15 protein-coding genes are annotated in these 14,235 nt (G+C 49.4%); 9 read left to right on the top strand and 6 right to left on the bottom strand.

Annotation, left to right across the window (positions count from 1 at the left end; translation table 11 throughout):
* Nucleotides 1–4: 4 nt before the first annotated feature.
* From ACL2XP_RS09945 to rbsD, 4 genes are read left to right on the top strand one after another with little or no spacing between them, the layout of a single operon-like run.
* On the top strand, nucleotides 5–1,048 hold the full coding sequence (locus ACL2XP_RS09945) for a zinc-dependent alcohol dehydrogenase (protein WP_413738531.1): 1,044 nt from the start codon (nucleotides 5–7) through the stop codon (nucleotides 1,046–1,048).
* Entirely contained in the window at nucleotides 1,045–1,926 is an 882-nt protein-coding gene (locus ACL2XP_RS09940) for a PfkB family carbohydrate kinase (RefSeq protein WP_413730026.1), read from the top strand. Before ACL2XP_RS09945 ends, ACL2XP_RS09940 begins: the two co-directional genes overlap by 4 nt.
* Nucleotides 1,923–3,089, top strand: coding sequence for an iron-containing alcohol dehydrogenase (locus tag ACL2XP_RS09935; protein WP_413730025.1), 1,167 nt, complete (start codon nucleotides 1,923–1,925; stop codon nucleotides 3,087–3,089). Before ACL2XP_RS09940 ends, ACL2XP_RS09935 begins: the two co-directional genes overlap by 4 nt.
* Nucleotide 3,090: 1 nt before the next feature.
* Complete coding sequence (gene rbsD, locus ACL2XP_RS09930; RefSeq protein WP_413730024.1) at nucleotides 3,091–3,504, top strand: D-ribose pyranase; 414 nt, start codon at nucleotides 3,091–3,093, stop codon at nucleotides 3,502–3,504.
* A 47-nt stretch (nucleotides 3,505–3,551) separates the two neighbouring features.
* Here the strand turns inward: rbsD and ACL2XP_RS09925 are convergent, their stop codons facing one another.
* On the bottom strand, nucleotides 3,552–4,409 hold the full coding sequence (locus tag ACL2XP_RS09925) for an AraC family transcriptional regulator (protein ID WP_413730023.1): 858 nt from the start codon (nucleotides 4,407–4,409) through the stop codon (nucleotides 3,552–3,554).
* 787 nt (nucleotides 4,410–5,196) lie between these two features.
* Between ACL2XP_RS09925 and ACL2XP_RS09920 the strand changes: the two genes are divergently transcribed.
* A complete protein-coding gene (locus ACL2XP_RS09920; protein ID WP_413730022.1) occupies nucleotides 5,197–6,435 on the top strand; it encodes an MFS transporter in 1,239 nt (412 codons plus the stop codon).
* A gap of 85 nt (nucleotides 6,436–6,520) precedes the next feature.
* On the opposite strand, the gene ACL2XP_RS09915 is transcribed toward ACL2XP_RS09920, so the two are convergent.
* Nucleotides 6,521–8,350: an SgrR family transcriptional regulator gene (locus tag ACL2XP_RS09915; RefSeq protein ID WP_413730020.1), complete on the bottom strand. Its 1,830-nt coding sequence runs from the start codon at nucleotides 8,348–8,350 to the stop codon at nucleotides 6,521–6,523.
* Between the two features lie 205 nt (nucleotides 8,351–8,555).
* Here ACL2XP_RS09915 and ACL2XP_RS09910 point away from each other — a divergent pair, with 205 nt between their 5' ends.
* Nucleotides 8,556–9,374 carry a shikimate 5-dehydrogenase gene (locus tag ACL2XP_RS09910; RefSeq protein ID WP_413731043.1) on the top strand — a complete coding sequence of 273 codons (819 nt, stop codon included), beginning with the start codon at nucleotides 8,556–8,558 and terminating at the stop codon, nucleotides 9,372–9,374.
* Between the two features lie 119 nt (nucleotides 9,375–9,493).
* Here ACL2XP_RS09910 and ACL2XP_RS09905 read toward each other — a convergent pair whose 3' ends face one another.
* The 3 genes from ACL2XP_RS09905 to ACL2XP_RS09895 form a co-directional block, all read right to left on the bottom strand.
* A complete protein-coding gene (locus ACL2XP_RS09905; protein WP_413730019.1) occupies nucleotides 9,494–10,060 on the bottom strand; it encodes a VOC family protein in 567 nt (188 codons plus the stop codon).
* Between the two features lie 673 nt (nucleotides 10,061–10,733).
* The gene (locus tag ACL2XP_RS09900) at nucleotides 10,734–11,027 is read right to left on the bottom strand and encodes a hypothetical protein (protein ID WP_413730018.1); all 294 of its coding nucleotides are present in this window, start codon (nucleotides 11,025–11,027) and stop codon (nucleotides 10,734–10,736) included.
* Nucleotides 11,027–11,500: a hypothetical protein gene (locus tag ACL2XP_RS09895; RefSeq protein WP_413730017.1), complete on the bottom strand. Its 474-nt coding sequence runs from the start codon at nucleotides 11,498–11,500 to the stop codon at nucleotides 11,027–11,029. Before ACL2XP_RS09895 ends, ACL2XP_RS09900 begins: the two co-directional genes overlap by 1 nt.
* Before the next feature lie 296 nt (nucleotides 11,501–11,796).
* On the opposite strand from ACL2XP_RS09895, the gene ACL2XP_RS09890 reads away from it, so the two are divergent.
* From ACL2XP_RS09890 to ACL2XP_RS09880, 3 genes are all read left to right on the top strand, one after another.
* The gene (locus tag ACL2XP_RS09890; RefSeq protein WP_413731042.1) at nucleotides 11,797–12,249 is read left to right on the top strand and encodes a CidA/LrgA family protein; all 453 of its coding nucleotides are present in this window, start codon (nucleotides 11,797–11,799) and stop codon (nucleotides 12,247–12,249) included.
* Nucleotides 12,239–12,931: a CidB/LrgB family autolysis modulator gene (locus ACL2XP_RS09885; protein ID WP_413730016.1), complete on the top strand. Its 693-nt coding sequence runs from the start codon at nucleotides 12,239–12,241 to the stop codon at nucleotides 12,929–12,931. Before ACL2XP_RS09890 ends, ACL2XP_RS09885 begins: the two co-directional genes overlap by 11 nt.
* Before the next feature lie 69 nt (nucleotides 12,932–13,000).
* On the top strand, nucleotides 13,001–13,360 hold the full coding sequence (locus ACL2XP_RS09880) for a hypothetical protein (protein ID WP_413730015.1): 360 nt from the start codon (nucleotides 13,001–13,003) through the stop codon (nucleotides 13,358–13,360).
* 17 nt (nucleotides 13,361–13,377) lie between these two features.
* Here ACL2XP_RS09880 and ACL2XP_RS09875 read toward each other — a convergent pair whose 3' ends face one another.
* Nucleotides 13,378–14,181 (bottom strand): helix-turn-helix domain-containing protein, encoded by an 804-nt coding sequence (locus ACL2XP_RS09875; protein ID WP_413738530.1) that lies wholly within the window; start codon nucleotides 14,179–14,181, stop codon nucleotides 13,378–13,380.
* Nucleotides 14,182–14,235: the final 54 nt, after the last annotated feature.

Here is a 14,235-nt window from a genome sequence, read left to right as displayed (position 1 = left end):
AATCATGAAACAAGCTGTTATGACTGCCCCCGGGGAAATTGTATTTTCTGCTGATGTTCCTATCCCTGTCATTAAAGATAATGAGGTGCTGCTTAAAGTTAATTATATCGGCGTTTGTGGTTCTGATATTCATGTTTGGCATGGTAAACATCCGTTTACTTCTTATCCCGTCATTCAAGGACACGAATTTAGTGGAACGATCATCAAATGTGGGAAAGATATTCCAACTCATATCAAAATCGGTATGAAAGCCACTGCTTTACCGCAAATCACCTGTGGAAAATGTGCGCCATGTTTACGGGGAGAATTTAATATTTGCGACCAACTCAGGGTGCGTGGTTTTCAAGCGCCGGGTTGCGCCCAAGACTATTTTACCGTGCCGGTAGACCGCTTAATTCTACTTCCTGACGATATAGATATGAAAATCGCCGCCTTTGTCGAGCCAGTAGCCGTTGCCGTTCATGCAGTCTCTCATGTAAAGAAATTACTGGCTGGTGCGAAAGTTCTGGTGACCGGCGCGGGGACTATTGGCAACCTGGTGGCACAAGTAGCCACCGCTTATGGGGCGGAGGTTATGATTACTGATATTAATGACTTCCGTCTGGAAAAAGCAAAAGCCTGTGGGGTCGCACACGTCGTTAATACGGCTAAAGAAAACTTGCCTGAGTGCATTGAGGTTTTATTGGGTCCAAATCGCTTTAGTGTCGGGTTTGAAGTTTCCGGCGTGGAAAAGGCATTGGATCAAGTCGTAAATACCATTGCTAAAGGGGGCATTATTGTTGCCGTCGCCGTTTATGAAGGCAAGCCCCGAGTAGATATGTCGATTCTCGGTGATCGTGAAATTTCGCTCCTGGGAACATTGATGTATAAGCATCAGGATTTTTTTGATGCCATCAACTTGCTTTCAAGTGGAAAAGTCAAAGCAAAGGAGCTGATTTCACGCGAGTTTGAGTTTGATGACTATCTAACGTCTTATCAATACCACGACTCGCACGGTATGGAAACCATGAAACTCATCGTGAAAGTCAACAGTGACGGCACGCTATGAATATATTGGCTATTGGTGAAGTCCTCTGGGATTGTTTTGGTTCTCAGCGAAAACTCGGCGGCGCGGCCGCTAATTTTATCTATCACGCCACGCAGTTGGGCGTCCATGCCACTTTGGTTTCCGCCATCGGTACCGACGAGGACGGACGACAGTTAGAACATGAGCTGAAGATGTTTAGCATTCCCTGTTATCTGCAGTCCAACCACTATCCAACCGGTGTGGTAGATGTGATTTTGAATAATGATGGTATTCCTGGTTACACCATCCACAGTCCCGCCGCATGGGATGAGGTTACACAAACGCCCGAGTTGTGCGCATTGGTGGCCAACGCTGACTTGATTTATTTCGGCTCCCTTTTTCTCAGAGGCGCAAATAATCAGCAACTGATTAATCGGCTTTTGGCGTACGCTAAGGCGGACTGCAAAGTCCTGGTCGATGTTAATTTGCGCCAATCTTTTTTCAATGCGCAGATGCTGACCTATTTGATGCAGAAGGCCGACTTTATCAAGGTGAGTGAAGATGAGTTGAAGGTTATTGCCGGACTACTCGATTTACCGAGTGAGATGGATGCTTTTTATAACGAGATTCGTAAGCGGTTTGCAATAGAGCTGATGGTTTATACCTGCGGTGGCCGGGGAAGTACGCTGTATTGGCAAGAACAAAAAAATGTGCATTTAGGCGTCAATATTAAACCCGTCGATACAGTGGGTGCCGGCGACGCCTTTTCCGCAACGGTGGCCGTATTGGCCCTGCAGAAAAAACCTTTGGCGATGATTAATCATTTTGCAAACAGTTTAGCTGCGTTCGTCTGTACACAACAGGGCGCGATGCCTGAAGTTCCCTACGTCATGGCCGAGAATTGCAGAGGTGAACAATGAAAAGTTTTAAATATGTTAACGGTACAGAAATTGTCTTTGGTTCTGGGGCGCTGCATCAAGTTGGTGAGATCACCCGCCGGTATGGTCAGCGGGCGTTGCTTGTCACTACGCCGGTTGTGGCATATATGCAGCCCCTAATTGATAAAATTACAGCGCGCCTGACTGACAGCGGCGTAAACGTTGCTTTTTTCGACGGCGTGGTGCCAAATCCAACCACTGAAAGCATTACCGCCGGCGCGCGGCGAGCACGGGAGTTTAAGGCCGATGTCGTCATTGGATTTGGCGGAGGCTCGAGTATGGACACGGCCAAAGCTATTGCGGTTGAAGCAACTCATCCGGGTACCGCATGGGATTACTTGTTTTTTAAACAACCACCTTCCGCAACTACCTTGCCCATCATTGCTATTACAACCACTTCCGGGACAGGTTCGCATGTCACTCAAGTTGCTGTATTATCAGAAAATGATACAAAAACAAAGTCGGCGATTTATAACGACATCATTCTACCAAAAGTTGCCATTGTTGATCCCTCGCTTATGTTAACCCTACCAAAATCGGTCACGGCGATGACCGGTTTTGATGCATTCACCCATGCTTTTGAATCGATGATCCATCCCGCCACCTCTCCGTTTATAGAAATGATGGCAAAGGAGGTCATTCACATTGTAATCAATACGTTACCCCTAGTCTTACGCAATCATCAGGATCTTGAGCTGCGTGAAAAAATGGCATGGGCCGATACGCTTGCCGGTTTGTGCATTAAGTCAGCCGGCGTCACTCTTCCTCATGGGCAGGGTATGGCGATAAGCGGATTGTTCAGTCATGTTGCCCATGGTGAAGCGTTGGCTATTGTTTATCCTGCGTTCATACGTTTTACCTGGCAGTCTGCCATTCCCGCTTTTGCCGTCCTGGCACGCGAACTCGATCCTACCTTAACTAAATGTCCGGATAATGAAGCCGCTGAACATTCAGCACAATTGATGAAGGCCTTCTTGTCTGAAATCGGGCTAAACAAAACGTTGCGGGATGTGGGCATGACAGAAAAAGAAATACCTGAACTGGCTGTGGCGTCCATGTTGTTACCGGATTATAAAGGAAACCCGCGTATTGCTACATCTGAAGAAATGATCGCGTTAATTAAAGAAGCCTATTACGGAGCTTGATATGTTAGAGATCGGAATACTTAACCGCCAGCTCGCTGCTTCGCTGGCGACACTTGGTCATGGTGATTTGCTGTTGGTGACAGATGCGGGGTTTGCAACACCCAATGGAATTAACGTGATTGATTTATCTTTGAAAGAGAACCTACCAACGGTTTATGACGTACTGCAGGAAATAAACAAATATTTTTCAGTAGAAGGATTATTTATCGCGCAGGAAACGATGGACATTAATCCTGGCCATAGCTCGAAGATACAATCCCTTTTTTTGCTTAAGGCCGACATCATCTCACATGCCGAATTGAAGAAAAAGGCAACAACGGTGAAATGTGTCATTAGGACGGGGGATTTTACAGCTTTCGGTAATGTGATCCTCATCTCTGGTGCAGGTGACCGTTGGATCAGTGAAGTACATTAAACGGCTTTTGCTAAACAACCGTAGTCTGATGCTACGGTTGTTTGGTGTTATGCTTCTCGTCTCTTCCTGCGGAATTCTGATGGTGATATTTGGTTAATATCCATAAATCGGCGGTTAAAATTTGATATATTACTAAACCCACTCTCAAAACTAATCTTTGTTATAGAATGCTCGGTGTTTATCAACAGATCTGAGGCATATGATATTTTGAGTTTATTCAGAAAATTTTTATAACTTAATCCTGTTTCAGCTTTAAATTTACGGCAAAATGCATTGGAATTCATATTGATGCTATTTGAAACGTCGTGAAGGCTGGGATTTTTTTTGAAATTTATTTTTATATATTCGATGGCCTTATCAATTCTATGCCCGATTTGTAGCTCAAGAGATTTATCATAAGCCGAATTAAGGATCTGATAATTATTGCTTTTTGCCAAATGTAATAATATTTCGAAAAGTTTAATTAATTTAATGGGAGGGCTGTCGTTTTCCATGCTGACAATGTGGTTTTTAACCACTAAGGTGTCCTCTATTAAAAACTCAATTCCTTGGCCAGCATCAGAGAGTAATTTATTTATTTCCCAAAATTCCGGGAAGTTACTGAAAAGCACTTTGAATTCATCCATGCTAAATTGAATTACGTAATCAGTCTGATGTCTTGGGTCGATATTCCCAGACACAATCCAATTATGAGGTATATTGCTTCCAACAAGCGCAGAATAAATATTCCCATACTGTCTTATTGAATTCCCGATAATGGCATCGCCTTCACCATCAAGTATCATATGAAGTTCATATTCAGGATGATAGTGCCATAGACAGTAAGGGTAATTGGCACCATGGACAAGATAAGAAAAAGAGGATCCATTTGTCTTTTTTTCGATATATTCTCTTTTCAAATTCATGATTACTGACCTATTTAGCATTAAAAAATAGCGAAGAGTAACCTGTTAAAAAGAATTATAAACCAAAGAGGTGTACGACTTCTGCATCCTTTATCACATTCTGAAAAGCCTCTGGTGTCAGTAGTCCATTCCGAAAGCAGGCTTACTGCTCAAGCCATTTTTTGGGCAAAATTTAACCATTGGGATGCATTATAAAGCATTATAAATATAGTGCGTTTCATTGACATCCTTCTCGCTGTAACGACCAGTATCCCCACCGTGTTCAGAGCGCAGCCTGATTCGTCTCGGTTTGTTCCTGCTTCAGCGAGCGGCCTGACAGCGCCCTCACCACAGGCTATCACGGCATCTCCCACCGCTAAAATTATTAAGAGCATTGTTGATATCGGCGTTTCGCCATAGTGCCACACGGCCCATACCAAGCAGCATTGGGACAGGTTTTTTTGGCTGTGTGGGCCCATAGCAAACGCATCGTTGGTTGGTTCAAGCAGGCACTAACACCAGACCTCCCCGCTATGCCTGCTGTTTTTTAGTTGTCGGCGTATCTCATCGAGTCCCCTCGGGAAACCTTCGCCTTTCAGGTCGGGGGAGATTAGCCCAAGGAGCGCCTGTAAATCCTGAAACGGCTTAGTGCAGTTCAGGTAGGTTGCTGTGAAGTGTGAATCCCTCTTCAGCAGCAGGGGTGCCGTCAAGGGGTAAAGACCTACTTAGACGCGGAACTTGAAGGCCACAAACAGACATCACCATAGACCATCAGAACGCGCTATAATACCGGAACCTTCATCCTAACATGATAAAGAACATCATGATTTTACCTCAGATTCGGCAAGACGGTTTCTCAGACAACAAATTACTTTTGATATGTGGAACCGGGTGGTTGTTCGATGCGATGGACGTAGGACTTTTATCCTTCATTCTGGCCGCTCTGAGACAAGACTGGGGGCTGACCGCCGCACAACTGGGGGTGATCGGTAGCGTTAACTCGGTCGGCATGGCAGTTGGGGCCTTTATCTTTGGTCTCTATGCTGACAGAAAGGGGCGCAAATCGGCCTTCATGCTTACGCTGCTGATGTTTAGCATTGCCAGCGGACTGAGCGCTTTCTCCTGGGGGCTGGGTAGCCTGCTGGTGTTACGTTTTTTTGTCGGCATGGGACTGGGTGGCGAATTGCCGGTAGCTTCGACGCTGGTGAGCGAGAGTGTCCCGCCCGAGGTGCGTGGGCGCGTCATTGTGCTACTAGAAAGCTTCTGGGCCGTGGGCTGGCTGCTGGCGGCGTTGATCGCCTATTTCCTTATTCCATTGCCTAGCATCGGCTGGCGCGGCGCAATGATCTTGTGCGCGCTGCCGGCATTTTACACGCTCTATCTGCGTTTGAGATTACCGGATTCGCCCTACTTTATCCAATTGAGCCAGCAGGAGAGGAAAACATCGTTCCTCAGAAAAATAACAGCATTGTTGACCACGGAGTATCGCCGTCGCAGCCTCATGCTGTGGATTGTGTGGTTTTGCGTGGTCTTTTCCTATTACGGAATGTTCTTGTGGTTGCCCAGTGTCATGATGATGAAGGGTTTTGGTCTGGTCAAAAGTTTCGGCTTTGTTTTGATCATGACGGTTGCCCAATTGCCCGGATATTTCTCAGTGGCCTGGCTGATTGAACGTGTGGGACGACGGTGGGTGCTGGCCACTTATCTGTTGGGAACGCTAATCAGCGCCTATTTCTTCGGTATCGCCGATTCAAGCGCTCAGTTGCTGCTTTTCGGTTCATTGCTTTCTTTCTTTAATTTAGGCGCCTGGGGTGCTTTGTATGCCTACACGCCTGAGCAATACGCCACTCAGATAAGAGCCACCGGAGCCGGCGTTGCCGCCGCTATTGGGCGAGTGGGGGGGATCTTTGGTCCGTTGACTGTGGGATATCTGGTTTCGGCCGGGGTATCCATCGGCAGCATCTTTACGCTGTTCAGCATGGCGATCCTGCTAGCGGTACTGGCAATCGTGACGTTGGGTAAAGAAACCAAGCAAATTGAGTTGTAGCATTCACCCGCCAGAGACCGGCTAGACGAAGGGAGTCGGTCACCTTCGTCATTTCTAATTGTCCTAAATTCGGCGCGAGTAACTGTTATTTCGGTTCCATCCAGGTGGTCTTGAAATCAAACCAGCCCAGGTTGTTTAGATGGATTCCCTGGGCCTGATCCGGCCCCTTCAGCCGCATCCAGTGATGGAACAACGGCTGAAGCCATCCTTCACCGACCACATGCTGTACCAACTGCTTTGAACTGAGCGACCCGTCGCGCCACTGCTGCTGCCACGCGCTGAATATCTGCGCATCACCTCCGAAAATAGAGTGTTTCAGCAGCGGCATGCCCAGTAGCCACGCGCCGACGCTCCATGCCTCCGGCACGGCGAAATTCACCGTACCTAGCCAGAGGTCGGCAAAGCCTTCCCCCTTGGCCCAGCGCGCGTAATCCAGTTGCATGATATCCAGACGGATGCCCTCAGTGGCCAGCATTTTTTGCATTTCCGCCGCCAGCATCGGATATTCGGGATGCTGGCAGTGGTAAGCCAATGTGAGTACGGAGACGGGGGTGCGGCTTCCCCCTGTCAAAGGGGCAAAAGGTGCCTGAGTCGGCCCATCGTCCATGCAGTGGAACCAAGTGGGTAACAGGCTACCGGTCGGCACCCAGAACGGGCGAATGGATTCGACTAACTGCTGGGCTAGCAAATAGGGATTCAGCTTTTCCCTAATCCAGCGCCGCCGCTCGATGGTGCGCCAATGCGGCGAGCGGCTGTCGCACAGTAAAAAATAGCCGCCCCGTTCTAGAAACATTTCCTGTGAAAGATCGGACGGTTTTCCGGTTAAACCGACCGCCAGCCCGGAAGCATAGTCAAGATCGCTAATACTTGAGCTTAACCAGGCGGCGGAATACACCGACAGTGTGTGTTGGCCAGACACCGCGATATTTTCGACTGCCGGGCGCGGCGGGGCATTCCCCCGCGTCATCCGGTCCTGGTCGGCGGAGTGCGACAGATCAGGCCAGACAATGACCTCTATTTCATCAAGCAAGCCGCGCAAGCCAAAATAATGATCAAATGCGCGCATCAGCAAATGCCAAGCGTCATTCTCACTGACCAGATAAGGTCCCGTACCCACGGGGTGAGCGGCAAAATCCGCGCGGGCGGCGTGATCGGCAGGTAAAATCATAGCGGCCGGCTCGGTCAGTAATTGCGGCAATAACGGGTCTGGCTGGGTCAGTTCGATAATGACGCTTAAGATGCCCAGTTCATCAATGCGTTTAATGTGCGAAAACAACGGGAGGTGAGCACACCGTCTTAATGAGACCACGACATCTTGGCTGGCAAGTACCCGGCCGTCGTGAAAGTGGACCCCTGGGCGTAAGAAAAATCGCCAATGCAAAGGATCGATCATGCGCCAGTGGTGAGCCAGGTCTGTTTCAACCGCCCCGCTTTCTTCATTGATTCGGGTCAGTCCATTAAATATTTGTCGTACCAGGTGGATTTCCGAGCGGCGCAGAGGCGTGCCGGGATAGAGGTTGGGCATGGTGCGATAATAGGGTATCCGCAGCGACTGGTAATCATCATGAATGCGGTAACCCAATTTAGTCCTCAGCAACGACGCAATCAGGTGTTTTTCATCGCCCAGCAAATCGATGGCCGCGCCATAATCGCCGGCATCAAGTAGATGATCCGCTTTTGCCACCAGTAATTGGTGTTCACTACGAAGCAGCCGCAGCCGGGCTTTATGCCCACGTCCCGGGCTGGCTTGCCACTGTAGCCAGCCCGCCGCCTGCATTTGCGACAAGAGTGCGCGCATATGACGTTTACTGCAGCACAGCCCATCTGCCAGCGCCTGGATCGTGGTGGTGACATCCCGCGAGGGAAATAACGCCAGCAGGCGCAGGTATTGATGTTCACGTCGTAGGCCATTCATAAAAGAGGAATCCTGAATAAAAAAACTCAGCAGTTTTTAATAGCACCTTTTTAGTCCATTATTTTTTTGATGGCAAGGGATAACGGAGGAGATGCCGGCAGTGTCGCAGAGCCGCACCATGCAGAGTCTGCTTGGCCGGGTACATATCCTTACTTTTATTTCAGGATTGATATCAGTAACTTTTATATATATCAGGACACAGGCAATGACCCAGAATCTGAATAAAGACACGAAAATATGTATGTCTCTGGCGGCACGTCCGAGTAATTTCGGGACGCGTTTTCATAATTATCTCTATAACGCGCTGGGACTCGATTATTTATACAAAGCCTTTACCACCACCGATCTGCCCGCCGCCATCGGGGGTGTTCGTGCCCTGGGTATCCGCGGCTGTGCGATATCAATGCCGTTTAAACAGGATTGCATCGCCCTGGTCGATGAGTTGGACGTGTCAGCCAAGGCCATCAATTCGGTTAATACTATTGTCAACACTGACGGCTATCTGAAAGCCTACAATACCGATTATATCGCTATCGCCACCCTGCTAAAGCAATACCAGGTACCTACTTCGCTGACTTTCGCGCTACGTGGTAGCGGCGGTATGGCCAAAGCGGTGGCCTGTGCGTTAAAAGATGCTGGGTTCAGCCGAGGTTATATAATCGCCATTGATGAAACCAGCGGTCGTGAACTGGCCAATTTATGTGGTTATGAATGGCGTGCGGATATAAAGGGTCTGCAACCCGAACTCCTTATCAACGCGACGCCGATTGGCATGTCCGGCGGTGATGACGCCGATAAATTGTCCTTTACGCCCGAGGAGGTCGATGCGGCCAGCGTCATATTTGATGTGGTGGCTTTACCGGCGCAAACGCCGCTTATCCGTTATGCCCGCGATAAAGACAAAACCGTTATCACCGGCTCTGAAGTCTTTGCTATCCAGGCGGTGGAGCAATTTGCACTTTACACCGGCATTCGGCCTGACCCGGCGTTATTTCAAAAAGCCGCTGCCTATTCACGGCAATAGGCGATGTCGGTGGTTTTAAAAGCAATTATTTGCAAGGCCAACAGGCAGTTATGATATCCTCCCCGACGTTTAGGCCGGAGAGGATGTCAAGGACGCAGTATGCATTACGCGCATGGCATTCAACGGCGTGCCGGTAACCAGGCCGTGGCCTCGCTATCATCGTCATAATAGTAGCCGCCAGGGATGGACTGCAGTTCGATCAGCATCCCCCACGGTGCACGTGCATAGACACTCGCGTTGCCAGAGGTATCCTCATGGCGCGAGTTGCCGTGCTTTTTTGACAGAAATTGCCCCCCGGCGGCTTGCAATCGCGCAACCGCAGCATTCATATCGTCGCAGTAAACGGCCAGATGATTAAGTCCAAAATCGCAAAGCGCAGCGGCCGACTGTTGGTGCGGCGATTCTATCTCAAACATTTCCAATCCCGGGCCGTTGCCGATGCGCAGCATACGCTGGCGCACAATGCGCGCGCCTTTGGGGAGCCCGAGTTGGTGCTCAATATCCGGACCTTGGCGCGGAGTATCTTCGCGCGTTAGGCCGTCGTAACACCAGCGCGCACCGAGCGCGGCGCGCAAGAACTCAGTAGCCACATCAATATCAGGCACAGTAATCCCCAAGTGGTGAATACCACGTGGTAGTTCACCGAATATATCGCTAGCAGCAGAAACTGTGGTATTTGCGCTCATATTATATTTTCTCTTTTTCGCTATAAATTTCAAGGGTCCCTGCAGATAATCTCGATTATCACTGGCTCAGGATAAACAGATATTCTAGAAAAAACCCTAAGTTCCTTGAGAGTAATTCAGTTAATTGTAGCTGATGATTCGGAATACAGTCAAGTTAGGTAACGTCAAGAAATAACCACCACGTGTAAAATTTTTCCTAATGGTTAAATATTAATAGCTAATGGATGTATTCTATTCAATCATCATTCCAATGCGTCACGCATTACAACTCCCATTTATGAATTACGGATTCAATAGGATATAATTTTTCTGGATAACAGCAATATTTAAAATTTCTTGATAGTCTTCCCCTATGAAAATGATATACCTTAGTTTGTCACTGCTGCGTGTTAGCGATTGGACGAAATTACCAGCTTTCATATCGGCATGAACTTCTTCAATTTGTATATATTATTTATTTTTTAAGTTAAAATAACGCTCCATTTTAAGCGGGAATAAAAACGTATCGGCTTTTTTTAGTTTTCGCTGCGGATAACGGGATCAAAGCGCTAAGATAATAGCTTCCCTTATTATCTTTCATTGCAAAATTTGCAGTATTTTCCATAAGAAGTCGAGAAAATAATAGAAGTAAGGAGTACGCATACCCGGTTTTTCATGAACCGTATGGCTTTTTTCAAACAGGTACGGCCACCGAGCGAAACTTTTGAGATGGCCGTATCACGGAATGAATCCAGGGCATCCCGCGCAATGCCAGGCGTAGTCGTCTTGGAGGTACAAAGGACAAAATCATAATATCCAATAGCAAGCAAATGCACGGTAGCGCCTTGAGGCTGTTGTAGCTTGCCGGCCCGACGATGACGGTGTGAGTAGGATTACTGGCGCGGATGACGACGAGCGCATCCGCGAGCAGGGCATTCCAGTACCCGGCATCGAGCGAGCGATTTGGTTCATCGGGGATCTCGAACATTACGCCGGCCGGTGCGGCACGATAGTGCGGCGCCACCTAGCCCAGAAGGCAAGAAGTGTCCGGCGACACATGCCAGCATCAGCCCCACAGGGAAGGAAGTCATGTTTGTTCCGAATCACATCAAGATAGGCAGCGCTGGCTTCACGTTCCACGCTGTCGAGCATGGCAATCCAGTTCTTCGGGTCCAGTTTGTCCGTTGTGTCCATAGGGGCGAAGGCCAAAAGGTTGACGCGCACATGACGGAAATCTGCGGCACGGAGCGTGGCGAACAACGCCCAGTGAAAACGAGATTTAGCCGGTTCGGTCCAGAGCAGATCGTAATCCAGCACGTTGCCCCCCACCGCCATAAGCTGTCCATGCGTTTTCAGATAATACGGTGCAGGCAAGAGCGCCGCTGCTGGAGAGGCCTCGAAGATGGTCATTAACAATGTCAGTTGACGAAGTGTAGGAGATGAAAGCAACGGTTCCATCATTAATTATCGTACCAGGACGGCTGTGTAAGGATGATTTTAAATAACGTGTTAATGGCTAACAGCGTCAAACATATGAAATTAATTACTGTTATAGGCTATCAAGTATAAGCCCTGATTTTATGCACTTTGTCTCCTTTTCGATAAAAGTTGTCTTTATTTAACAATAAGCGTCAAAGAAATTGGTTGATAATTATTCCTGGTCATTCAGAAATCGAGGGCCAACAGCACAATCGTCGGGGAATGCCGCCAGCCGTCCCCATAACCTGTCATTTGTTTTTATGGTTTGGAAAAATTTCATGCGGGCTCACATAATCAGCATTTGGCATTTGGCGCGGGCATGTGTGTTGATTTACGCCTGCCTGTATCTTGGCATCGGCATCGCTGCGCTCCTTCCCATCGCTTTGCCAGGCAGCATTCTCGGCATGCTGATCCTGTTCGCGCTATTGTCATCGCAGATCATCCCGGCCGACTGGGTCAAACCCGGCTGTCATTTATTGATCCACCATATGGCCATGCTGTTTGTACCGATCGGCGTTGGCGTCATGCAGTATTTTGATTTGCTGCGGGCACAATTCGACACGGTGGTGATCTCTTGTACCGCCAGCACGCTGATCGTGCTTATTACTGTGAGCTGGTGCTCGCACATTTTGCACAAACAGAATGTTATCCGACGGCGCCTAAAGAGAAACGATCATTTCCGGAAAAACAATCACCCTAAAAAAAACAAAGGAGTCAACCATGTTGCATGACATCTGGTGGTCTCTGCCACTGACGTTGGGAGTGTTCTATCTGGTTCGTCAGTTGGCGATACGTCTGCGCAACCCGTTGTTCAATCCATTGCTGATTTCAATGGTGGTGCTGATCGCGCTTCTCGTCCTCACCGGAATTCCCTACCCGCGCTACTTTAAGGGCAGCGAGGTGCTGAACAGCCTACTGCAGCCTGCCGTGGTGGCGCTAGCCTTTCCGCTATACGAACAATTACACCAAATCAGGATGCGTTGGAAATCAATTATCTCTATCTGTTTCCTCGGCAGTATCGTGGCGATGCTCACCGGCACTTGGTTGGCGTTGAAGCTGGGCGCGACGCCGGCCATTGCCGCCTCGATCATGCCGAAATCCGTTACCACGCCGATCGCCATGGCGGTCAGCGGCAGCATTGGCGGTATCCCCGCCATTAGCGCGGTGTGCGTGATTTTCGTCGGCATCCTCGGCGCCGTCTTCGGGCACACACTGATGGACGCGATGTGTATCCACAACCGAGCGGCACGCGGCATGGCGATAGGGTCTGCATCGCACGCGCTCGGCACCGCCCGCTGTGCCGAGCTGGATTACGTAGAGGGAGCGTTCAGTTCGCTGGCTCTGGTTATCTGCGGGATCATCACCTCGCTAATGGCGCCTTTGCTGTTCCCGTTGATGTTGGCCTTATTCTGACCTGTTCCCGAGCGACACCAAGGTAGCACCGGGAAAAATACCAGTGGGTTAATTGATGAGAATTCGACGATGTTTTGCACATTAATTACAGGAATCGAACAGGCGCAAGCGCTAACCCGCGCCGGTTTTCACCGACGGGCCATGCAATTACGGTGCGATATTGCCGCCCATCCGAACGCCAGCGCAGCGCGGCGCGATCTCGCCTGGCGGCAGATAGCGGAAATGCAAGCTGGGGATGCCCAAATGCAGAAAGCCGCTGCCAGGAAAAAACATGAAGAAATCGAGGAAAAAAAATCCCGGCTGGAGCGGGACCGCTTGCGTATCTTCGAGCTGTTCGCCAAGGGATATACCCCGGTGCAGGTGCGTTCGCTGACTGGTCGATCCCGTTCGTTTGTCGACGAATGCCGCAAAAAGCAGCGCCGCTCATGACGACCGGCGCACGACGTTCAATAGTGGGTCGGCGATACGCCGAACATTTGCCCAAAGGCGAATGTAAAAGCAGCTGTGCTGGAATACCCCAGGTCGAGTGCGACCTGGGTTACGCTGCGGTTATTCTTCAGCATGACGACGGATTCCAGCAGACGCATGTGTTTTTTCCATTCGCCGAAAGTTACGCCGGTCTCTTTTTTGAAACGGCGCGAAAAAGTCCGCACAGACATGCCGGTTTTGGCGGCCCATTGAATAATGCCGTGCGCGGCGTCCGGTGTCGACTGGATCTCCCGGCACACTCTCATCAGCGTGGGAGACGACGGCCACGACAGCGAGAAACCGGCATCCGGCAGCTTTTGCAACTGTGCGATCAAAACTTTAACCAGCATGCCGTCGTGCCCTTCGCTGTCATACTGTTCCGGCACGCTTTCCGTGGCATGGTGAATGAATTCGCGAATGAAATCGCTGATTACCACCACCCGGCAATTGTTGTGGTTGACCGCCACGAAATCGGGCTTGATATACAAGCTTTCCAGCTGGACATCGCCGGTGGTCAGCAGCCGATGCGGCATGTTTTCCGGGATCCACACGCCATAGAACACCGGCACAATCAGCGTCTTGCTTTCAATTTCCACCCGCATACCACCTTCGCGCGAATACAGGAATTCGATGAACGGGTGCTGATGCTGACGGATGAACGTCCCTTTTTGCAACAGACAGGTTCGAAAATAGACCGGGCGCGGCAGCGACAAACGTTCAGGCACCGCAACAAGTTGATTTGTCGCATCTTCGTGAAGTGGGGTTCGAGAAATCTGCAACATAGTATGACCGTTATTCGACATGAATCATTCTTTGATAATAACACAGGGCTATTC

The sequence above is a fragment of the Sodalis sp. RH21 genome (assembly GCF_047324175.1).
Classification (GTDB): Bacteria; Pseudomonadota; Gammaproteobacteria; order Enterobacterales; family Enterobacteriaceae; genus Acerihabitans.
The sequence above is the reverse complement of the archived record's forward strand: the minus strand, read 5'-3'. Positions and strand labels throughout refer to the sequence as shown.